Here is a 20,556-nt window from a genome sequence, read left to right on the forward strand (position 1 = left end):
GGCCGCCCCACGGGTGATCGGGTCCCGGCATCCGGGCACACGAAAGGGGCGCCACCTCACGGTGACGCCCCTTCACGAGACGGGTGTCAGTTGACGCGCTGCTCGTCGGCGTCGTCCTCGTCGTCACCCGGGATGAAGACGTCGACCACGGTCACGTTGATCTCGGCGACCTTCATGCCCACGAGCTCGGTGATGGCCTGGTGCACGGCCGAACGGACGTCCGAGGCCACGCGCTGCAGCTGCTCGGGGTAGTCGACCTGGATCGCGATGTCGGCGGCGACCTCCGTCTCGCCGACCTCGACGCTCACGCCCTGCGCGTGGTCCTTGGCGCCAACCGCCTGGCGAATGTTGCCGATGACGCGAGCGGCACCGCCGCCGAGGGCGTGGACGCCGGGAACCTCGGCCGCGGCGATGCCGGCGACCTTGGCGACGACGGCGTCGACGATGACAGTCGAGCCGCCGTCCTTCGTGGCGGGGGTGGTCGTGGCGGTGGTGGTGTTCTCGGCCATGTTCGCTTCCTTCCGTCGTTCCGGGACCGTGTGTCCCGCGATGTCATAAGTGAGACGCGACGGGCGGCGCCTTCGTCACGCCCTCTTGCTGAGAGAAGCCTGAGGATGGCGGCGCGAACGACGGAATAGCGGATGCCGCCACGGCGTTCCAGCCGAGGTGAACGACGCTATGCCCTCCCTCTCCGTTCTCGACCTCGTCCCCGTTCGCGGGGGACAGACCAGCGCGCAGGCGGTGAGTTCGGCCCTCGATCTCGTCGAGCGCGCCGACCGCCTCGGATATCGCCGCTACTGGTTCGCCGAGCACCACAACATGCCCTCCGTGGCATCCACCACTCCCCCGGTGCTGATCGCCGCGGCGGCCGCGCGCACCTCGCGCATCCGCGTCGGCTCGGGTGGCGTCATGCTGCCCAACCACTCGCCGCTCATCGTCGCGGAGCAGTTCGCCGCTCTCGAGGCCCTGGCCCCGGGCCGCATCGATCTCGGCATCGGGCGCGCCCCCGGCAGCGACCCCGTCATCACCCAGCTGCTGAACCGTTCGGGCACCACGAGCGACGTCTCGCGCTTTCCCGACCACGTCACCGACATCATGGCGCTCACTTCTCCCGAGGGCGCCACCGTCCGTTTCACCTCGGGCACCGAGTACCAGGTGAAGGCCACGCCCGCGGCATCCGGAATGCCACAGGTCTGGCTCCTCGGATCGAGCGACTACTCCGCGCAGCTCGCGGCGAGCTTCGGCCTGCCCTACGTGTTCGCCAACCACTTCGCCGGCGAGGGCCTCGAGCACGCCCTGCGTCTCTACCGCGACCAGTTCGTGCCGAACGAGTCGGGTGAGGGTCCCCGCACCTTCGTCACCGCGAACGTCGTCGCCGCCCCCACCTCCGAAGAGGCCGAGGAGCGCGCGATCCCGCAGCTGCGCATGATGGCACGACTGCGCAGCAACCGCCCCCTCACGCCGCTCGAGACGATCGAGACCGCCCAGGCCGATCCGTTCGACGCGATGACGGAGTCGATCATGGCCTCGACCCGCCAGAAGTGGTTCGTCGGCACGGGCGACGACGTGCGCGCGCAGCTCAGCGCCTTCGCCGCGCAGCACGGCGTCGACGAGATCATGGTGTCGCCCGTGGCGGGCGCGTACGAGGGCGAGACGTCGGAGGGGCGCGCGCAGACGCTCGAGCTGCTCGCGGCTCCGGCGGCCATCGCGGCCTGACACGCCCTGACCGTCACGGCCTGACGTGTCCGTTTCCGCGTCCCGGGCGCGGGGGCGGGGGCACGACACCGCCTCGCGAGACGGCATCTCGCTGACAAAGAGGCGTCATCTTGCTACCGAATCGTCAGCGAGATGCGGTTTCGCGACGAAGGGGCCCACGCCGCGCACATCACGGGCGACTCCAGAGGCTCTGGGTCAGGCCTCGGGTTCGCCGCTGAGCAGGCCGCGCAGCCAGTCGCGCGCTTCGACGAACACATCGTCGCTGTAGCGCTGCGGGTACCGGACGATGGCGCGGTCGGCGCGGGCGTACGAGCCGAGGAAGATCACCTTGGGGCTGAAGCGGCGGAGGCCGAGCAGGGCGTCGGCCATGCGCTCGTCGAGGACGTGCCCGTCGGCATCGATGACGAAGCGGTAGCGGCCGAGAGCGTCGCCGATGGGGCGGGATGCCAACAGGCTCAGGTTGATCCCGCGCGTGGCGAACTGCTCGAGCAGTTCCAGAAGCGCGCCCGGGTGGTCCTCGGGCAGCTCGACGATGAGCGACGTCTTGTCGGCGCCGGTGGGGGGCGCGGGAGCGACGGTGCGGCTCACGAGCACGAAGCGCGTCACGGCGTTGGGGTTGTCGCCGATGGTCTCGGCGAGCACCGTCAGGTCGTGGTGGGCGACGATTCCGGGCGCGGCGATCGCGGCATCCGCGGCGCTCGTCCCGTCGAGGACGCCGAGGGCACTCGCGACGTTGCTCTCGGCAGGAAGGTGGGCGTGGGCGGGGACGTTCTCGCTCAGCCACTTCAAGCACTGCGCGTAGGCCACGGGGTGCGCGGCGATCAGCGACACGTCGGCGAGGGTCGCACCGGGGCGTGCGACGAGCACGAAGTTCACCGGCACGAGGTACTCGCCCACGATGCGCAGCCCGGACACGGTGGCCAGGGCGTCTTGCGCGGTGGAGACGCCGCCGTCGACCGAGTTCTCGATCGCGATCATCGCGGCATCCGAACGGCCCTCGACCACATCGGCGAGTGCTTCGCCGACGTTGCGGACGGGCCGCCAGATCTGGTCACGCGCCTCCGGCACCTGGGCGAGGGCGGCCTCGGTGAAGGTTCCGGCCGGCCCCAGGTAGCTGTAGGTACGGCGGGCGGGCGCGGAATCTGTGTCGGGCAGCACCGGCTCAGCCTAGCCGCGTCGCCGAGGCCGCCTGTCGACGGATTCGCTCTGAATGCGTCACGGCGTGTGCGCATGTCGGAGGGAGCAGGCAGACTGGGCGCATGAGCAGTCGCGCAGGGCAGCCCGCAGAGGCATCCGATCTCATCGACGTCGACGAACTGATCGCCGCGTATTACGATCGCAAACCGGATGCCACGGTGCCCGAGCAGCGTGTCGCGTTCGGCACCAGCGGTCACCGCGGATCGTCGCTGAGCACCAGCTTCAACGAGGACCACATCCTCGCCACGACCCAGGCGATCGTCGACTATCGCACCGCTCAGGGGATCACCGGCCCGCTCTTCCTCGGTCGCGACACCCACGGGCTGTCGCTTCCCGCCGAGCGCAGCGCCATCGAGGTGCTGGTCGCCAACGGCGTCGACGTGCGCGTCGACGCGCGCGACGCCTGGGTGCCGACGCCGGCTCTCAGCCACGCGATCCTCACGTACAACCGCGGCCGCGCCGCCGACGACCCGGGCCGTTCCGACGGCATCGTCGTCACCCCCTCGCACAACCCGCCCCGCGACGGCGGTTTCAAGTACAACCCGCCGCACGGCGGCCCCGCCGACACCGACGCCACCGGCTGGATCGCGGACCGCGCCAACGAGCTCATCGCGGCGGGGCTCGAGGGCGTGAAGCGCACGCGTCACGCCGACATCGACCTCGACGGCCTGGGCCAGTACGACTTCCGCGACGCGTATGTGCGAGATCTGGCATCCATCATCGACATCGAGGCCATCAAGAACGCGGGCGTGCGCATCGGCGCCGACCCGCTGGGCGGCGCATCGGTGGAGTATTGGGCGCTCATCGCCGAGATCTACGGACTCGACCTGACCGTGGTCAACCCCGAGGTCGACCCGACCTGGAAGTTCATGACCCTCGACTGGGACGAGAAGATCCGCATGGATCCCTCCTCCCCCTCGGCCATGGCGTCGCTGGTCGCCGCGCGCGACGAGTACGACATCCTCACGGGCAACGACGCCGATGCCGACCGCCACGGCATCGTCACCCCCGACGCGGGGCTCATGAACCCCAACCACTACCTCGCCGTCGCGATCGACTACCTGTTCTCGCACCGCCCGCACTGGCCGGCCGACGCCGCCGTGGGCAAGACGCTCGTGTCGTCGATGATCATCGACCGCGTCGCCGCCTCACTCGGCAAGACGCTGCTCGAGGTCCCCGTGGGCTTCAAGTGGTTCGTGCCCGGTCTGCTCGACGGCTCCGTCGCGTTCGGCGGCGAGGAGTCGGCCGGCGCGTCGTTCCTGCGCAAGGACGGAACCGTCTGGACCACCGACAAGGACGGCATCCTGCTCTGCCTGCTGGCCGCCGAGATCCTCGCCGTCACCGGCAAGACTCCTTCGCAGCGCTACGCGGAGCTCGAGAGCGAGTTCGGCGCCTCGGCGTACCAGCGCGTCGATGCCCCGGCTTCGCCCGCGCAGAAGTCGGCTCTGTCGAAGCTGTCTCCGGATGCCGTGACCGCCACCGAGCTCGCGGGTGAGCCGATCACCGCGAAGCTCTCGCACGCGCCCGGCAACGGCGCGGCGATCGGCGGGCTCAAGGTGCAGACCGAGTCGGCGTGGTTCGCCGCACGCCCCTCCGGCACCGAAGACGTCTACAAGCTGTACGCCGAGTCTCTTCGCGGCGAGGAGCACCTGCGCGCGGTGCAGGAAGAAGCACGAGCGGTCGTCTCGGCCGCGCTCGGCCAGGCCTGAGTCTCCGCAGCCGAAAGCGGCGTCGCCCCGAGGGGTGGCGCCGCTTTCGCGTGGGCGGGCGGCGGGCGACCGGTGCGCGACCCGGCGGTCTCACGGGGTCGAGGGGCGGGGTCCCGCGGCTTCGGGGCGTGCTGGGGTGGCCGGTGCACGCATAAACGGCATCCGCGCGCATGAACACGAGGAACACGCGTTTATGCGCGCGGATCGCGTTTATGCGTCGGTGGCGCCCGACCACAGGATCGCGGGACCGACGCGACGACCGCCGGGAGCCGCCCCGGCGGTCGCGGGAACACCACGGCGGGCGCGGGAACACCACGGCGGTCGCGGGAACACCACGGCCCCGGCGTTCGGGGAACGTCGGGGCCGTGGCATCCGGGATGATCCGGACCTCAGCGGGCGAGGATCAGGCGGGAGCGAAGGTCTTCGCGTCGATCACGAAGCGGTAGCGCACGTCGCTCTTCAGCACGCGCTCGTAGGCCTCGTTGATCTGGTCGGCCGAGATGAGCTCGGTCTCGGGCGCGATGCCGTTCTCGGCGCAGAAGTCGAGCATCTCCTGGGTCTCGCGGATGCCGCCGATCGACGAACCCGCGAAGGAACGACGGTTGGTGAACAGCGTGAAGACCTGGATGGGCAGCGGCTCCGGCGGGGCGCCGACGTTGACCATCGTGCCGTTGAGGGCGAGCAGGCCCAGGTACTGCTTGAGGTCGAGCGGGGCGCTGACGGTGTTGATGATGAGGTCGAAGCTCTTCTTGAGCGTCTCGAAGGTCTCTTCGTCCTTCGTCGCGTAGTAGTGGTCGGCGCCCATCTTCAGGCCGTCGTCCTTCTTGCTCAGCGTCTGCGAGAGCACGGTGACCTCGGCGCCCATGGCGTGGGCGATCTTGACGGCCATGTGGCCGAGACCGCCGAGGCCGACGACGGCGACCTTCTTGCCGGGGCCGGCGTTCCAGTGGTTCAGGGGCGAGTAGGTCGTGATGCCGGCGCACAGCAGCGGCGCGGCCTTCTCGTAGGGGATCGACTCGGGAACGCGCAGCACGAAGTGCTCGTCGACGACGATCTTCTCGCTGTAGCCGCCCTGGGTGATCGTTCCGTCGACGTCCTTGGCGCCGTAGGTGCCGATGTTGCCCTTCTCGCAGTACTGCTCCTCCCCGGCGAGGCAGTTCTCGCACTCGCGGCAGGAGTTGACCATGCAGCCCACGCCGACGCGGTCGCCGACCTTGTGGCTGGTGACGTCTGCGCCGACCTCGGCGACCGTGCCGACGATCTCGTGGCCGACGGTCAGGGGGTAGGGCACGTCACCCCATTCGCCGCGGATGGTGTGGATGTCGGAGTGGCAGATGCCGGCGTAGGCGATGTCGATGAGGACGTCCTTCGGGCCGACGTCACGACGCTCGATGGTCGTGGGCTCGAGGGGCGAGGTCGCGGACGACGCCGCGTAGGCGTTGACGTGCATGGTTCTCCTCAGAGGGGTCGATGCGGATGCATCCATCCTCCCCCGGGTCGGGGCCGCAGGGCTCGGGGTTGCACGGATGTGCGCGAAGGGGAAGGGATGCCGGCACCCCGGTCCCTCGGCAACGCCGAAGGCCGTGGCGGTCGCGGGGAGGCGACCGACACGGCCTTCGGTTTCAAAGAGTCACACGCGAGAGCGGCGACGTCGCAGCACGACCGCGCCGGCTCCGAGCAGGAGCAGGACGAGCCCGCCGATGCTCAGGACGAGCACGCCTTCGGTGTTCTGACCGGTAGTGGCCAGGTCACGGCCGTTCGCCGCAGAGCCCGCACCGGTGTTCGCGGAGCCCGCCGGCGAGCCGTTGCCTGCCCCGGCACCCGGTCCGGTGGAGCCGGAACCCGCGCCCGGGGTTCCCGATCCGCCGTCCGTTCCGCCGCCCGTCCCCGGGTCGGACACCGCTGCCGTGGGGACGACCGCCGCCGATCGGGCGGTGCCCGTCGCGAAGCCGGCGGCGCTCGCGGTCGCCTCGACCGTGATCTGACGCCCCTCGTCGGCCGCGGTCAGCCCGTAGGTGTCGGCGGTGGCGCCGTCGATGGCGACGCCGTCACGCATCCACACGTAGGCCGCGGTCGCGTCGGCCGGGTCGGTCACGACCGCTGCCCTCAGGGTGGACCCCACGCGGGGCTCGCCCGTCACCGTGACGCTCGTGACGCCGACAGCCCGGTTCACGGTCACCGAGTAGATGCGCGACGTTCCGTCGGGAGCGGTGACCTGCACGGTTCCGACGTTGCCCGCCGTCGCGAGGGCTGCCGCGCGCGCGGTGTCGTTCGCCGCGGACGCACCGGGCTGGGTGATGACGACGCTCGCGTCCTCATCGACGGCCAGGGCGTGCAGGGTCGGCCAAGCCGCCCCCGTGGACGAGGCGGTGTACTCGAGCACGTCGGGCGCGAAGCCCTCGACCGACCGGTCGCCCACGGTGAGACGGGCGAGATCGGCGATCCCCGCGGGAGCCGGAGCCGCCGCGAAGATCTCGACCTCGGACACGATCATGTGCGTCTGCGAACGGGCGTTCATGACCACGCGGACCTCGTCGGCAGCGCCGGTGACCGGCACATCGACCTTCGGCGCACCGCTCGAGGGGGTGGGCACGGTCACCAGATCGCCCTGGATCCACTCCCCGCCGCTCACGCGACGGTCCACACGCATCGTCGCGGGCCAGCTCATCGTGTTGCCGTCGCGGTAGAACTGCACGGCGACGTGCGTGAGGGTCTCGCGCTGCTTCAGCGCGTAGCTCAGCGTGTCCTGCTCGTTCTTCGTGCCCGAGCGCCAGTTCGACCAGCCCTTGTCGGTCGAACTGCCGTTGATGGTGTTCGCGACGCCGTACTGCGAGCTCTCGGTGAAGGTCGCCGACGGCTGGCTCTGCGGGGCGACGTTGCGCTCCGACGCCGCGGTGACGATGACCGTCAGGCGCGCGTCGAGCCTCTCGCCGCTGGGCCCGGTTGCGATGCCCGTCACCTCGACGGTCCCCGTCTGAGCGAAGGATGCGTCGGTGAGCCCGTCCCAGCTCCACTGGACCGGAACCCAGAAGCCGGAGCCCGAGGGGCTGAGCTCGGCCTGCACGCTGCCGTCGGCCTGGCTCCGCACCACGTCGAGCGCACTGCCGGCGGGAACGGTGACGGATGCCGGCCGGGTGGCGGTGTACGGGCCCACCTCGACCGTGGCCGTGGCCTCGAAGGCGTTACCGAACAGGTCGGTGCCGGTCCCGCGCACCTGGACGGTGCCCAGGCGCGAGAAGTCCACGCCGTCGGTCTGCCAGCTCACCGCGGCACTGCGCAGGGTACGTCCGGCGTAGCGCAGGGTGACGGTACCGGGCAGGGTGGGGCTCACGCCCACGCCCGTCGAAACCGACACCGGCTCGGCCCCGATGACCGAGGTCCCGGCGATGCGCCACTGCTGGTTTCCGCCGCCGTTGGAGGTCCACAGTCCCACGGAGGCACCGGGGGTGGTGCTCGCCCCGTTGACGTCGAGCACGCGTTCGCTCGCAACGTTCAACAGGGAGAAGTACGTCCCGTCGGTCGTCGACGCCATCCACTGCAATGCCGGATCGGTCGCGGCCGCAGCCGGGTCGGCATCCACGAGAGCCGTGCCCGTGCCGCTCGAGGCGAGGAACTTCCCCGTCCCGTTCTGCAGCGTGAACCGGTGACGGTTCGTGCCCTCACCATCGATCGTGCGAATCGTCCACGACTGGGCGCGGGCAGCGTCGGGGGTGGTGGCGAGGGTGCGCACGGCGAGCGTCGAGGCGCCGTCGAGGGCGAGGCCGCTCTGCAGACCCGTCAGCTGCACCGTCTGACCGTTGCGGAACGCGGCGGCGTCGGCAGAGACCCCCGAGACGCCGTCGATCTCGAACGTCACGACCGACTTGGCCGGGATGGTGAGCGTGGCGGTCTTGGATGCCGCGTCGACGGCGACCGGCTGACCCTTCTTCAGCGCGTTGACCGACGGCGCATCCGCCGTCGACTGCGTCGTGACGATCGGGGTCACGGTCGCACCGGGGGCGACGGTGCCGAAGTCGCGCAGGTCGATCTGCACGGTGCGCTCGGTCGCCTCGGCGTTGACGTGGACGATCGTCGCACCCTGGCCGTCGGCGTCGATCGCGGCGGTCGACTGCGCGTTGTCGGTCGCCATGAGGTGGTCACCGGGGGCGATGTAGTGCGTGAAGTTGCGCACGGTGTTGAACTTCTCGTTCGTCAGCACCTGGCACGAGGGGTCGGCGTCGCCGTCCTTCAGACGACGCTCGGATTGCCCCTGCGCGTTGCAGTCGAAGTCGATGAAGACGCTGCCCCAGTTGAGCTTCTCGACCTTCTGCATGTTGTAGAGGTCTTCCACGGGCTGCCAGAACACCCAGGCGTCGGGCTCGAGCTCGCGCAGGTCGCCCACGATGTGCTGGGCCATGCCGAGACCGTTGTCGATGTCGTCGGTGACGAAGCCCTTGTTCTGGGCGGTCCAGTTGCCCTCGACTTCGCTCATCCACAGCGGCTTGTCCGCCGCCTTGGCGATGTCGCGCACGACCTGACGGCCGTCGGTGCCGTAGGTGTGCACGTTCAGCTGATCGACGAGGCTCTTGGACTGCGCCGACCACGCGTTCCAGTTGGTCGCGAAGATGCCGGGGTTGGTCTCGTCCATCGCCGAGATGACGGCGTCGGTCGTCGTGCTCGGCTGCGCGAGCCGGGCGGCGAGCGCCTTGACCATGGCATCCTGCGCCTGGGGTCCGATGTGGGCGCCCTCCTGGCGCCCGCCGGTCGGCCAAGTGGCGCCGTTCGGAATCTGCGTCTGCCAATAGTTGGTGTTCGGCTCGTTGAACGGATCGATCGTGTCGAACCGGATGCCGTGCTCCTTCTCGAGCTCGTCGACGACGGCCGTGAGATACCCGGCGAATTTGTCCATGTCTTCGGTCGCGAGCTGCTCGCTCGTGGCGTTGTTGATGCCGCCCGAGGCGTAGCCGCTCTGCGTGAGGAAATAGGGCGGGGAGTTGCTGAAGGCCTCCCAGTGGGTGACCTTGTCCTTGAGGGCGTCGAGCCACCAGCGCTGGGCGGAATCCTTCGTGAAGTCGTAGGCGTCGGGGTCATCGGGGTTCCAGGCCGCCTTGTAGCGCGCGCGATCGGCGTAGTTCGAGGTGATCGCCCCGTCCGCGTCGGTCGCGTTCAGCTCCGGATTCCAGAAACCGGGTACCGCGCCACCGGGGCGGAGGTACGACGGGACGTCCGAGGCGTTGCCGCCGCCGATGTTGTAGCGCGCGATGTTGAGATTGAGCCCGTCGTCGCCGAAGACGGCGTCGAACAGCTTCTGGCGCACGTCGGCGGGGTAGTTGCCGGTCGCGTTGGCGAACCACACCAGGCTCGTGCCCCAGCCCTCGAACGGCTTCTCGGAGGCGGTGGCGGGGTTGGGGGTGATGCGCACGGGAGCGGCGGCGGCCGCCTCGGCGGACGGGGGTGCCACGGCGGCCGTGGCGGTGATCGCGCCGGCGGCCAGCGCCACGGCACAGGTCATCGACAACAGTCGAGCTGACTTCATCGTCATTCCGATCCGGCCGCAACGGTGCGACCTCAGGTGGGGGGGTGTTGACGTCAACATGTTGACGTCAACACCGAGCCTAAGGGAACGCTATGGATCACCGCAACGGTTGCCCCGAACGGGATGCGCGGCTCGCCGGGAACGGCGCTCCGCCGGTCAGGAACGCCGACCCGAGCTGGCGCGCACCACCAACGAGGTGGGGACGAGGGTGCGGGCGTGCTCGCCGCCGTCGCCCTCGATGTCGGCGATCAGAGCGCTCATCGCCTCTTCGCCGACGCGCTCGAATCGCTGCCGCACCGTCGTCAGCGGCGGCCAGAAGTTCGCCGCCTCGGGCATGTCGTCGAAGCCGACCACGCTGACATCTCGCGGCACGACCCGTCCCGCCTCGTGCAGGGCGCGGATCACGCCGAGCGCCATCTGGTCGTTGGCGGCGAAGACGGCAGTGACGGCGGGGTCCTTCGCGAGCGCCTGTCCGATCCGATGCCCCGAGTCGGCCGTCCAGTCACCGATCTGCACCTCGGGCACACGGCATCCGCGATCCTCGAGGGCCGAACGCCATGCGTCGCGGCGACGTTCCGCGGCGAACGACTCGGGCGGACCCGAGACGTGCCACACGGTCTCGTGGCCGAGGTCGAGCAGGTGCTCGGTCGCCAGGCGGGCGCCCTGAGCCTGGTCGTTGTCGACGACCGCGTAGGGGTAGTCGGCACTCGAATCGACGACCACGACCGGCAGCCCGGTGGGCAGCGAGAGCTCGTTCTCACCGAGACGGTGGGTCTCGATCAGGATCACGATGCCGTCGACCGCGTGCTCGTGCAGGCGGAGGAAGGCACCCGACACGTCGGACTGCGAGGCGGATTGGACCGTGATGAGGGTGATGGAGTACCCGGATGCCGCGGCCATCGACGCCAACGCGTCGAGCGTGCGCGTGTTGCCGTACGAACTCAGCGAGAACATGATGACGCCGATGCTGCGGAAACGTCCCGACCGCAGCGCCCGAGCGGCACTGTTCGGGCGGTACCCCAGCGTGGACATCGCGTCGAGCACTCGCTGTCGAGTGTCGGGGTCGACGTTCGCGCGGCCGTTGGCGACGCGGGAGACGGTCTGTCCCGACACCCCCGCGGCCGCGGCCACGTCGGCCATCGACACCTCGCGTCGACGCTCGCGCGTCGGAATCGCGGTCGACGTCGTCGTCGTCTCGCTCATGCGTGCCCCCTCGGGATGTTGACGTTGACACACTAGCGGGGCCGAGTTATGTTTACGTCAACATCTCGGCCAACCCGACCGAGATGCGCACCAACGAAGAGGCACCGGACGATGACGACCACTGCGGCACCCCCGCCCGCCCTGCGCACCCCCCAGCGCAAGCGGCGCTCCCGAATCGAAGACCGCGGCTGGCTGTTCGTCGCCCCGTTCGCCCTCGTCTTCGCCCTCGTGTTCCTGGCGCCGCTGGCGTACTCGGTCTACCTGAGCCTGTTCCGCGACCAGCTCATCGGCGGCAACGCCTTCGTCGGTCTCGACAACTACATCGCGGCCTTCGGCGACGCGAAGTTCTGGGACGGCTTCGGGCGCGTCCTGATCTTCCTCGTCGTACAGGTGCCGATCATGCTGCTGCTGGCCCTCGGCGCCGCCCTCGCGATCGACAGCGCACGGCTTCACGCGGCCGGTTTCTACCGCATGGTGATCTTCCTCCCCTACGCGGTGCCCGCCGTCGTGGCCGTGCTGATGTGGGGCTACATCTACGGCGACCAGTTCGGCCTGACGCGCAACCTCAACGACCTGTTGGGCGGACAGTTCGTGCAGCCCTTCCTGCCCGAATGGATGCTGCTGTCGATCGGCAACATCGTCACGTGGCAGTTCGTCGGCTACAACATGCTGATCTTCTACTCCTCGTTGAAGACCATCCCCAACGAGCTGTACGAAGCGGCATCCATCGACGGAGCGGGCGCCTGGCGCACGATCTTCTCGATCAAGATCCCCGCCGTCCGCGGCGCGGTCGTCATCGCGACCATCTTCTCGATCATCGGCAGCTTCCAGCTCTTCAACGAGCCGAACATCCTCAAGCCGCTCGCACCCAACGTGATCTCGACGTTCTTCACGCCGAACATGTACGCGTACAACCTCTCGTTCGCCGGCCAGCAGTACAACTACGCGGCCACGATCGCCATCATCATGGGCGTCATCACCGCCGTCATCGCTTACGTCGTGCAGCTGCGCGGCTCCCGTCAGGAGGCGCGATGACCACCGCGACCGCACCCCGTACCGACACCGTCGCCGTGACCACCGAGCGACAGGGCGCCCGCCGCCGCTTCGCGCGCACCTCGCCCACGCACAGCAAGAAATCGGTCGTCCTCACCATCGTGATGGCGCTGTACCTGCTATACACGCTCGTGCCCCTCGCGTGGCTGGTCATCAACGCCACCAAGACCCAGCCCGACCTGTTCAGCACCTTCGGCCTCGGGCCGGGCAACAGCTTCGCGCTGTTCGACAACATCGCGCAGACCCTGACCTACCGCGACGGGATCTTCCTGCGCTGGCTCGGCAACACGCTGCTCTACGTCGTCGTCGGCGCCGGCGGGGCGACGCTCCTCGCAACGCTCGCGGGCTACGGCCTGGCGAAGTACAACTTCCGCGGCCGCAAGGCGGTGTTCGCCGTGGTGCTCGGTGCGATCGCCGTCCCCGGTACCGCCCTCGCCGTGCCGACCTTCCTGCTGTTCAGCCAGCTCGGGATCACGAACACCCCCTGGGCGATCATCATCCCGTCGCTCATCAGCCCGTTCGGCCTCTACCTGATCTGGGTCTACGCGACCGACGCCATCCCCACCGAGCTGCTCGAGGCCGCCCGCATGGACGGGGCCGGAGAATTCCGCACCTTCTTCACCATCTCGATCCGCCTGCTCACGCCCGGCATCGTCACGGTGCTGCTGTTCGCGGTGGTGGCGACCTGGAACAACTACTTCCTCCCGCTGATCATGCTGAGCGACCCCGCGTGGTACCCGCTCACCGTCGGCCTCAACCAGTGGAACGCGCAGGCGACCGGTGTCGCCGCGCAGCCCATCTACAACCTCGTGATCACCGGATCGCTGCTCTCGATCGTCCCGATCGTCGCCGCGTTCCTGCTGCTCCAGCGCTTCTGGCAGTCGGGTCTGACCGCCGGCAGCGTCAAGGAGTGATCCACCCGAGCTCCCCCTGACCGGGGCATCGCCCCGGAAACCCGCAACACCGCACCACCGGAGCGTCCTGCCCCGGAAACCACAACACCCCGGGGCTCCCGCCCCGACTCCACAACAACGAAGTGAAGGAACCGATGACATTCATGCGCAAGAGCACCGCCGCTCGGCGGGCCGTCTTCGCCGTCGCCGCCACCGCCCTGACGGTGGGCGCCCTGACCGCGTGCTCGGGCGGTAACGCCGGCGGCGCCGCCGGCGGATCGGCCGACGACATCGAGAAGGCCCTCGAGGCCGGTGGCGAGATCACGTACTGGTCCTGGACCCCCTCGGCCGAGGCCCAGGTCAAGGCCTTCGAGGCGAAGTACCCCAAGGTCAAGGTCAACTACGTCAACGCGGGCACCAACACCGAGGAGTACACCAAGCTCCAGAACGCCATCAAGGCGGGCTCCGGCGCTCCCGACGTCGTGCAGATCGAGTACTACGCCTTCCCGCAGTTCGCGCTCTCGGACTCGCTGGTCGACCTGTCGTCGTACGGCTTCGCCGACCTCAAGGACGACTACGCGACCGGCCCGTGGGGCTCGGTCAACTTCGACGGCAAGCTGTACGGCCTGCCGCAGGACTCGGGCCCCATGGCCCTCTTCTACAACAAGTCGGTCTTCGACCAGTACGGCATCGCCGTCCCCACCACGTGGGACGAGTACGTCGCGGCGGCCGAGAAGCTGCACGCCGCCGACCCGACGAAGTACATCACCGCCGACAACGGCGACTCCGGCTTCACCACCAGCATGATCTGGCAGGCCGGCGGCACGCCCTTCAAGACCTCGGGCACCGACGTCACCATCGACCTGCAGGACGAGGGCTCGAAGAAGTTCGCCGACAACTGGAACCGTCTCATCGAAGGCGGCCTGATCTCCAACACCCCCAGCTGGAGCGACGAGTGGTTCAAGGGCCTCGGTGACGGTTCGATCGCCTCTCTCGTCATCGGCGCGTGGATGCCCGGCGTCCTGGAGTCCTCGGTGAAGGACGGCTCGGGCAAGTGGGCCGTGGCCCCCATCCCGACCTACGACGGCAAGGCCGTGACGGCGGAGAACGGCGGCGGCGGCCAGGCCGTGACCAAGCAGAGCAAGAACCCCGCGCTCGCGGCCGGTTTCCTCAAGTGGCTCAACAACGACGACGAGAGCCTGAAGATCTTCGCCGAGTCGGGTGGCTTCCCCTCGACCACCGCGCAGCTGAGCGACCCCGCCTTCGTCGACAAGAAGTCGGACTACTTCGGCGGCCAGCAGATCAACCAGGTGCTCACGCAGGCCTCGAGCGAGGTGCGCGAGGGGTGGAGCTACCTGCCCTTCCAGGTGTACGCCAACAGCATCTACGGCGACACCGTGGGCCAGGCCTACTCGAAGAAGAGCGACCTGAACGCGGGCCTCACCGCGTGGCAGGACCAGCTCGTCCAGTACGGCAACGACCAGGGCTTCTCGGTCAACAAGTAAGCAGTTCCCCGGGGGCGGGTCCGCGTGCACGCATGCGGCCCGCCCCTTCCCTTCCCTCGCCAGGAGAGACCCGAATGACCTCCCCCACCCGCATCGTCGTGGACCGCACCGCCGTCGGAGCCGACGTCCCCCGCCGCCTGTTCGGCTCGTTCGTCGAGCACATGGGCCGTTGCGTGTACGACGGCATCCACTCCCCCGGGCACGACACCGCCGACGGCCAGGGCTTCCGCGCCGACGTGCTCGAGCTCGTGCGCGAGCTGGGCGCCACCGTCGTGCGCTACCCCGGCGGCAACTTCGTGTCGGGCTACCGCTGGGAGGACGGCGTGGGCCCGCGCGAGGAGCGTCCGGTTCGGCTGGATGCCGCGTGGCACAGCACCGAGACCAATCAGGTGGGCCTGCACGAGTTCGCCGAGTGGGCGGATGCCGCGGGCCTCGAGGTCATGGAGGCGGTGAACCTGGGTACGCGCGGCGTGGCCGAGGCCGCCGACCTGCTCGAGTACGCCAACCACCCCTCGGGCACCGCCCTGAGCGACCGCCGCCGCGACAACGGCCGCGAAGACCCTTTCGGCATCCGCCTGTGGTGCCTGGGCAACGAGATGGACGGCCCCTGGCAGATCGGCCACAAGACCGCTGACGAGTACGGCCGTCTGTCCGCCGAGACCGCGCGCATGATGCGCTTCATCGACCCGACGGTCGAGCTCGTGGCCGCGGGAAGCTCGAACCACGAGATGCCGACCTTCGGCGAGTGGGAGCGCACCGTGCTGCGTCACACCGCGGGACTGATCGATCACATCTCGGTCCACGCGTACTACGAAGAAGACCCCGCCGACCCCGCCAGCTTCCTCGCCAGCGGCGTCGCCCTCGACCGCTACATCGGCGAGGTCGCCGACATCATCGACGAGGTCGGGGCGACGACTCCCGACGGCCGCCCGATCGGCATCAGCGTCGACGAGTGGAACGTCTGGAACCAGACCCGCTGGAACGAGGTCGACAAGCCGCGCGTGTTCACGGGCGACTGGCCGATCGCGCCGCGCCTCATCGAAGACGACTACACCGTCACCGATGCCGTCGTCGTCGGCTCGCTCCTGATCACGCTGCTCCGCCGCTCCGACCGCGTGTCGATGGCGAACCTCGCACAGCTCGTGAACGTCATCGCCCCCATTCGCACCGAGCCCGACGGCGGCACGGCCTGGAGACAGACGATCTTCCACCCCTTCGCCCTCACCGCCACGGCGGCATCCGGTCGTGTGGTCGTCCCGAGCGTCGACGGCGGCACGATCGACACCCCGCGCCACGGACCGGTCGACGCCGTGGACTCGATCGCCACGATCGACGGCGACACGGTCTCGGTGTTCTTCGCGCACCGCGACCTCGAGGCCCCGACCCCGGTCGAGCTCGACCTCGGCCGCGTCGCCGACGTCGAGGCCCTGGTGATCACGATCCCCGAGGGCGGGGACCGCCACACCACCAACTCCGCCGACGGCGAGCCCGTCGCTCCCCTCGACCTGCCCGTGAAGGTGGGCGACGACGGCATCCTGCGTTTCACCCTCCCCGCCCTCGCCTGGGTGCGTCTGACCGCTCGCCTCATCGACTGACCCGAAAGACATCGTGACGACTTTTTCCATCGGCGAGACCGACTTCCTGCTCGACGGGAAGCCCCACCAGGTCATCTCCGGAACGCTGCACTACTTCCGCATCCACCCCGACCATTGGGTCGACCGCATCCGCACCGCCAAGGCCATGGGGCTCAACACCATCGAGACCTACGTGGCGTGGAACGCCCACGAGCCCGTTCGCGGGGAGTGGGATGCCACGGGGTGGAACGACCTCGGACGCTTCCTCGACCTGATCGCCGACGAAGGCCTGCACGCGATCGTGCGCCCGGGCCCGTACATCTGCGCGGAATGGCACAACGGCGGGTTGCCGGTGTGGCTGACCTCGACGCCGGGCATCGGCATCCGGCGTTCGGAACCGCAGTTCATCGACGCGGTGTCGGAGTACCTGCGCCGGGTCTACGAGATCGTGGCACCCCGCCAGATCGATCGTGGCGGCAATGTGGTGCTCGTGCAGATCGAGAACGAGTACGGCGCCTACGGCTCCGACAAGACCTATCTGCGCGAGCTCGTGCGCGTGACCGAGGACGCCGGCATCACGGTACCGCTGACCACCGTCGACCAGCCGATGCCGTGGATGCTCGAGGCCGGAAGCCTGCCGGGGCTGCACCTCACCGGGTCGTTCGGATCGCGGTCCGAGGAGCGCCTCGCTACCCTCCGCGAGCATCAGCCCACCGGCCCGCTCATGTGCAGCGAGTTCTGGGACGGCTGGTTCGACTGGTGGGGCAGCATCCACCACACGACCGACCCCGCGGCATCCGCCCACGACCTCGACGTGCTGCTCGCCGCCGGCGCCTCGGTGAACATCTACATGGTGCACGGCGGCACGAACTTCGGCACGACGAACGGGGCCAACGACAAGGGCCGGTTCGACCCGATCGTCACCTCGTACGACTACGACGCGCCGATCGACGAGTCGGGGCACCCGACGGCGAAGTTCCACGCGTTCCGCGAGGTGATCGCCAAGTACGCCCCCGTTCCCGAGCTCGTGCCCGCGCCCCGCCCGGAGGCGCCCGCCTTCGAGGTGGCGCTGTCGGGCGAGGGCGACTGGATGCCGGCCCCCACCCCCGTCGCGATCGCCGACGATCCGCCGAGTTTCGAGCAGATCGCGCACCTCGGCCCGCTCGTGCGGTACGACGTGGAGCTGCCCGCGTTCGCGGGTCCTGCGGCGCTCGTGTTCGCCGAGGTGCGGGATCTGGCATGGGTGCACGTGGACGACACTCCCGTGGGTCGGCTCTCGCGGACGCTGCACGAGCGCGCCCTCACGATCCCCGCGGGCGCTCGGCTCACGGTCCTCGTCGAGGACCAGGGCCGCGTGAACTACGCCGACCGCCTCGGCGAGGCCAAGGGCCTGTTCGGACCCGTCACCCTGAACGGCGAGCCGCTCACGGGCTGGACGGCGACGCCCGTCGCCCTGGAAGCCGCGGAAGGAACGGGAGCCGGTTCGGTGGGCCGCGTGCTGCTGCGCGGTTCTTTCGACCTGGACGCGTCCGCCGATCTGTTCCTCGACACCACGTCGTGGGGCAAGGGCTTCGCCTTCGTCAACGGTTTCTTCCTCGGCCGGTACTGGAACAACGTGCCGCAGAACACCCTGTACGTCCCGGGTCCCGCGACGCGCGCGGGAGCGAACGAGATCGTCGTCCTCGAACTGGAGCACGCGGTCGAGGCCGTCGCCCGCTTCGTCGCCGAGCCGTCCCTGGGGCAGCTCGAGGAGTAGTCCGTCACGAGCACGGGCGCGTGCGCCGAGAACAGGCCGATTCCGCGCGGATCGGCCTGTTCTCGTGGCATCCCTCCCGCCCGGGTGCCCGCGCGTGAGGCACCCGTCTTTGTCGCTTCCCGAGCGCCGGAAGCGACGATTCTTGGCGCCTCACACGGGCGAGGCGCGTGCCCGGGAGGAGCAGGATGGGGGCATGACGATGGCTCCCTGGCTCCGGTCGCTCCCCTCGCTGACGGGGACTCCCCCCGACCGGGATGCCGAGCCGCTCCCCGACGCACCCGAGGCGCTGTTCGAGCGGTGGCTGCGCCAGGCCGTCGACGCCGGCGTCGTCGAAGCACACGGCGCCACCCTCGCGACGGTCGACGCCGACGGAATCCCGGACGCCCGCACGCTGATCCTCAAGGACCTGGGGCCGGAGGGGTGGGCCTTCGCAGGTCCGCGCGCCTCCGCCAAGGGTGAGCAACTCGCGGCCCGACCCGCCGCGGCGCTGAACTTCTGGTGGCCGGCGGTCCTGCGAGCCGTGCGCGTGCGCGGGCGAGTGGTCGAAGCCTCGGCCGAAGAGAGCGCGGCCGACCTCGCCGCCCGGTCCGCCGCCGCCCGCGACGGGATCGAGCCGGGCGGGTGGGTGCTCTGGCGACTCGTCCCCGACCGGGTCGAGTTCTGGCACGGCTCCCCCGACCGCCGGCACCTGCGCACGATCTACCGGCGCACCGCCGAGGGCTGGCAGCTGACCGAACCCGCGAACGAGAGCGAGAACCGATGAGCGACTACGAGGTCACCGAGATCGGCGGGCTGGACGACTGGCGCGACCACTTCGGGGGGTTCGCCCCGGCGCGCTCCCGCGACGGGCGGCGCGTCGTCGACCACGAGCTGACCATGCAGTTCATCGGGATGACGGCGAACGCCCTGCTGCCCGGAGAAGAGGCCGGCTATTGGCACACGCACACCCGGGTCGAGGAACTGTACGTCTTCCTCGAGGGGCGCGGCCAGATGGGCCTCGACGACGACGTGATCGACGTCGGTCCCGGCAGCGTCGTGCGGGTCGGGCAGAACGTCTGGCGCACCTGGCGCGCGACCCCGGACGGGGAGGGCGAGCTGCGGTGGCTCTGCATCCGCGCGGGCGGCGAGGCTCTTCCGCCCCTGCCCGACGACAGTTCTCGCGATCCCGAACGGCCGATGCCGTGGGGTGACGTGGCCTGACGGCGGTCTCGCCTCAGACGCGCGATCTCGCGTGGTGGCGCTTGACGCGGTTGCGGTTGCCGCAGCCGGCGGCGGTGCACCAGATGCGGTTGTGCCGGGGGGAGGTGTCGAGGTACACCCAGCCGCACGCGTCGTCGCCGCACTGCCGCGCCGCGCGCAGGTCCGAGGTCAGCAGGTCGTGAGCGAGAAGGGCGATCGCCGCGCGCGGACCGGTCAGATCGGCGGGCGGATGCCAGCGCCACCGATCACCGGCCCGTTGCGTCACCTGCTCCCGCTGCTCGCACGCACCACGAGGGCCGCGGGCACCGTTTCGACGACGGGGGCTCCCCCCTCGATCGCCGCGACCAGAGCGGCCACCGCGCGGCCGCCGAGGGCGTCGAAGTCCTGGCGCACAGTGCTCAACGGAGGCCGGAACTCCGCGGCATCCACGATGTCGTCGAAGCCCACAACGGCGACGTCGGAGGGGATACCCCGACCCCCGTCGGCGAAAGCCCGCAGAACGCCGAGCGCCATCTGGTCGTTGGCGACGAAGACGGCGGTGGCGGCGTCGAGCCCCGCGGCCGCACGATGACCGGATGCCGAGGTCCAGTCGCCCCGAACGGGTTCGACGATCGCGGCGCCGGCGCCGGCGAGGGCGTCGCGCCAGCCGCGCTCGCGCTCGGCCGCGGCGAAGGAGCGGGCGGGGCCGGCGACGTGATGAACGGTCGCGTGGCCGAGCGAGAGCAGGTGCGCGGTGGCGGCGCGGGCTCCCCCGGCGTGGTCGGTCTGCACGATCGAGAAGCGTTCGTCGGGCGGAGAGTCCACGACGACGAGATGCAGGTCGGCGGGGGGTTCGGCGTCGCGCGCGAGCTCGGTCGCTTCGTTCAGCACGACGGCACCGTCGACGCCCTGGGAGCGGAGTCGGGCGAAAGCCTCGTGGATGCCGCGTTCTCCGACCGTGACCACGGCCAGGGCGTAGTCGCGAGCGGCGGCGGCCTCGGAGATGGCCTGCAGCATGCGGGAGTTTCCGACCGAGGCGAGGGTCGACACGACGAGTCCGATGGTGGAGGTCTGCCCCGTGCGCAGAGCACGCGCGGCCCGGTGCATGCGGTAGCCGAGATCGGCCATGGCCCTCTCGACCCGGGCTCGGGTGGCGGGATCGACGCGCGGGCTGCCGTTCGCCACGCGCGACACCGTCTGCGCCGAGACCCCGGCCTCAGCGGCCACATCGGCCATGGATACGCGCATCACGCCCC

At 69.9% G+C, this 20,556-nt stretch carries 16 protein-coding genes; 9 read left to right on the top strand and 7 right to left on the bottom strand.

The genetic code is table 11. The features are described from left to right. Positions 1-86 precede the first annotated feature (86 nt). Positions 87-509: an Asp23/Gls24 family envelope stress response protein gene (locus MTE01_RS13850; RefSeq protein WP_103208438.1), complete on the bottom strand. Its 423-nt coding sequence runs from the start codon at positions 507-509 to the stop codon at positions 87-89. 169 nt (positions 510-678) lie between these two features. Here MTE01_RS13850 and MTE01_RS13855 point away from each other — a divergent pair, with 169 nt between their 5' ends. Beyond that, positions 679-1,716: an LLM class flavin-dependent oxidoreductase gene (locus tag MTE01_RS13855; protein ID WP_174799704.1), complete on the top strand. Its 1,038-nt coding sequence runs from the start codon at positions 679-681 to the stop codon at positions 1,714-1,716. 195 nt (positions 1,717-1,911) lie between these two features. On the opposite strand, the gene pheA is transcribed toward MTE01_RS13855, so the two are convergent. Continuing rightward, a complete protein-coding gene (gene pheA, locus MTE01_RS13860; protein ID WP_141378088.1) occupies positions 1,912-2,874 on the bottom strand; it encodes a prephenate dehydratase in 963 nt (320 codons plus the stop codon). Between the two features lie 101 nt (positions 2,875-2,975). Between pheA and pgm the strand changes: the two genes are divergently transcribed. Further along, positions 2,976-4,622: a phosphoglucomutase (alpha-D-glucose-1,6-bisphosphate-dependent) gene (pgm, locus tag MTE01_RS13865; RefSeq protein ID WP_103208430.1), complete on the top strand. Its 1,647-nt coding sequence runs from the start codon at positions 2,976-2,978 to the stop codon at positions 4,620-4,622. A gap of 403 nt (positions 4,623-5,025) precedes the next feature. On the opposite strand, the gene MTE01_RS13870 is transcribed toward pgm, so the two are convergent. The 3 genes from MTE01_RS13870 to MTE01_RS13880 form a co-directional block, all read right to left on the bottom strand. Then, a complete protein-coding gene (locus MTE01_RS13870; protein ID WP_141378089.1) occupies positions 5,026-6,072 on the bottom strand; it encodes an NAD(P)-dependent alcohol dehydrogenase in 1,047 nt (348 codons plus the stop codon). A gap of 180 nt (positions 6,073-6,252) precedes the next feature. Beyond that, on the bottom strand, positions 6,253-10,113 hold the full coding sequence (locus MTE01_RS13875) for a glycoside hydrolase (protein ID WP_246078314.1): 3,861 nt from the start codon (positions 10,111-10,113) through the stop codon (positions 6,253-6,255). A gap of 180 nt (positions 10,114-10,293) precedes the next feature. Beyond that, positions 10,294-11,340 carry a LacI family DNA-binding transcriptional regulator gene (locus tag MTE01_RS13880; RefSeq protein WP_170210711.1) on the bottom strand — a complete coding sequence of 349 codons (1,047 nt, stop codon included), beginning with the start codon at positions 11,338-11,340 and terminating at the stop codon, positions 10,294-10,296. Positions 11,341-11,451: 111 nt separating this feature from the next. Here MTE01_RS13880 and MTE01_RS13885 point away from each other — a divergent pair, with 111 nt between their 5' ends. From MTE01_RS13885 to MTE01_RS13915, 7 genes are all read left to right on the top strand, one after another. Continuing rightward, positions 11,452-12,375: a carbohydrate ABC transporter permease gene (locus tag MTE01_RS13885; protein ID WP_056224355.1), complete on the top strand. Its 924-nt coding sequence runs from the start codon at positions 11,452-11,454 to the stop codon at positions 12,373-12,375. Next, on the top strand, positions 12,372-13,307 hold the full coding sequence (locus MTE01_RS13890) for a carbohydrate ABC transporter permease (protein ID WP_371861627.1): 936 nt from the start codon (positions 12,372-12,374) through the stop codon (positions 13,305-13,307). The genes MTE01_RS13885 and MTE01_RS13890 overlap by 4 nt, the downstream gene beginning before the upstream one ends. 143 nt (positions 13,308-13,450) lie before the next feature. Next, entirely contained in the window at positions 13,451-14,791 is a 1,341-nt protein-coding gene (locus MTE01_RS13895) for an ABC transporter substrate-binding protein (protein ID WP_103208619.1), read from the top strand. Between the two features lie 74 nt (positions 14,792-14,865). Next, a complete protein-coding gene (locus MTE01_RS13900; RefSeq protein ID WP_141378090.1) occupies positions 14,866-16,386 on the top strand; it encodes an alpha-N-arabinofuranosidase in 1,521 nt (506 codons plus the stop codon). Positions 16,387-16,399: 13 nt separating this feature from the next. After that, positions 16,400-18,121 carry a glycoside hydrolase family 35 protein gene (locus MTE01_RS13905; protein ID WP_141378091.1) on the top strand — a complete coding sequence of 574 codons (1,722 nt, stop codon included), beginning with the start codon at positions 16,400-16,402 and terminating at the stop codon, positions 18,119-18,121. A gap of 193 nt (positions 18,122-18,314) precedes the next feature. Continuing rightward, entirely contained in the window at positions 18,315-18,884 is a 570-nt protein-coding gene (locus MTE01_RS13910) for a pyridoxamine 5'-phosphate oxidase family protein (protein ID WP_141378092.1), read from the top strand. Continuing rightward, entirely contained in the window at positions 18,881-19,321 is a 441-nt protein-coding gene (locus tag MTE01_RS13915) for a cupin domain-containing protein (RefSeq protein WP_103208398.1), read from the top strand. Before MTE01_RS13910 ends, MTE01_RS13915 begins: the two co-directional genes overlap by 4 nt. A gap of 13 nt (positions 19,322-19,334) precedes the next feature. Here the strand turns inward: MTE01_RS13915 and MTE01_RS13920 are convergent, their stop codons facing one another. Continuing rightward, positions 19,335-19,586 (bottom strand): CGNR zinc finger domain-containing protein, encoded by a 252-nt coding sequence (locus MTE01_RS13920; RefSeq protein ID WP_141378093.1) that lies wholly within the window; start codon positions 19,584-19,586, stop codon positions 19,335-19,337. Then, positions 19,583-20,536, bottom strand: coding sequence for a LacI family DNA-binding transcriptional regulator (locus MTE01_RS13925; RefSeq protein WP_170210712.1), 954 nt, complete (start codon positions 20,534-20,536; stop codon positions 19,583-19,585). The genes MTE01_RS13920 and MTE01_RS13925 overlap by 4 nt, the downstream gene beginning before the upstream one ends. Positions 20,537-20,556 lie beyond the last annotated feature (20 nt).

Source organism: Microbacterium testaceum (assembly GCF_006539145.1).
GTDB classification, from domain to species: Bacteria; Actinomycetota; Actinomycetes; order Actinomycetales; family Microbacteriaceae; genus Microbacterium; species Microbacterium testaceum.

Bases quoted from the DNA above. Each gene is read 5' to 3' on its own strand.
- MTE01_RS13850 (WP_103208438.1), bottom strand. From the start codon at position 509: ATGGCCGAGAACACCACCACCGCCACGACCACCCCCGCCACGAAGGAC.
- MTE01_RS13855 (WP_174799704.1), top strand. From the start codon at position 679: ATGCCCTCCCTCTCCGTTCTCGACCTCGTCCCCGTTCGCGGGGGACAG.
- pgm (WP_103208430.1), top strand. From the start codon at position 2,976: ATGAGCAGTCGCGCAGGGCAGCCCGCAGAGGCATCCGATCTCATCGAC.
- MTE01_RS13870 (WP_141378089.1), bottom strand. From the start codon at position 6,072: ATGCACGTCAACGCCTACGCGGCGTCGTCCGCGACCTCGCCCCTCGAG.
- MTE01_RS13875 (WP_246078314.1), bottom strand. From the start codon at position 10,113: ATGACCTGTGCCGTGGCGCTGGCCGCCGGCGCGATCACCGCCACGGCC.
- MTE01_RS13880 (WP_170210711.1), bottom strand. From the start codon at position 11,340: ATGAGCGAGACGACGACGACGTCGACCGCGATTCCGACGCGCGAGCGT.
- MTE01_RS13885 (WP_056224355.1), top strand. From the start codon at position 11,452: ATGACGACCACTGCGGCACCCCCGCCCGCCCTGCGCACCCCCCAGCGC.
- MTE01_RS13890 (WP_371861627.1), top strand. From the start codon at position 12,372: ATGACCACCGCGACCGCACCCCGTACCGACACCGTCGCCGTGACCACC.
- MTE01_RS13895 (WP_103208619.1), top strand. From the start codon at position 13,451: ATGCGCAAGAGCACCGCCGCTCGGCGGGCCGTCTTCGCCGTCGCCGCC.
- MTE01_RS13900 (WP_141378090.1), top strand. From the start codon at position 14,866: ATGACCTCCCCCACCCGCATCGTCGTGGACCGCACCGCCGTCGGAGCC.
- MTE01_RS13910 (WP_141378092.1), top strand. From the start codon at position 18,315: ATGACGATGGCTCCCTGGCTCCGGTCGCTCCCCTCGCTGACGGGGACT.
- MTE01_RS13915 (WP_103208398.1), top strand. From the start codon at position 18,881: ATGAGCGACTACGAGGTCACCGAGATCGGCGGGCTGGACGACTGGCGC.
- MTE01_RS13925 (WP_170210712.1), bottom strand. From the start codon at position 20,536: ATGGCCGATGTGGCCGCTGAGGCCGGGGTCTCGGCGCAGACGGTGTCG.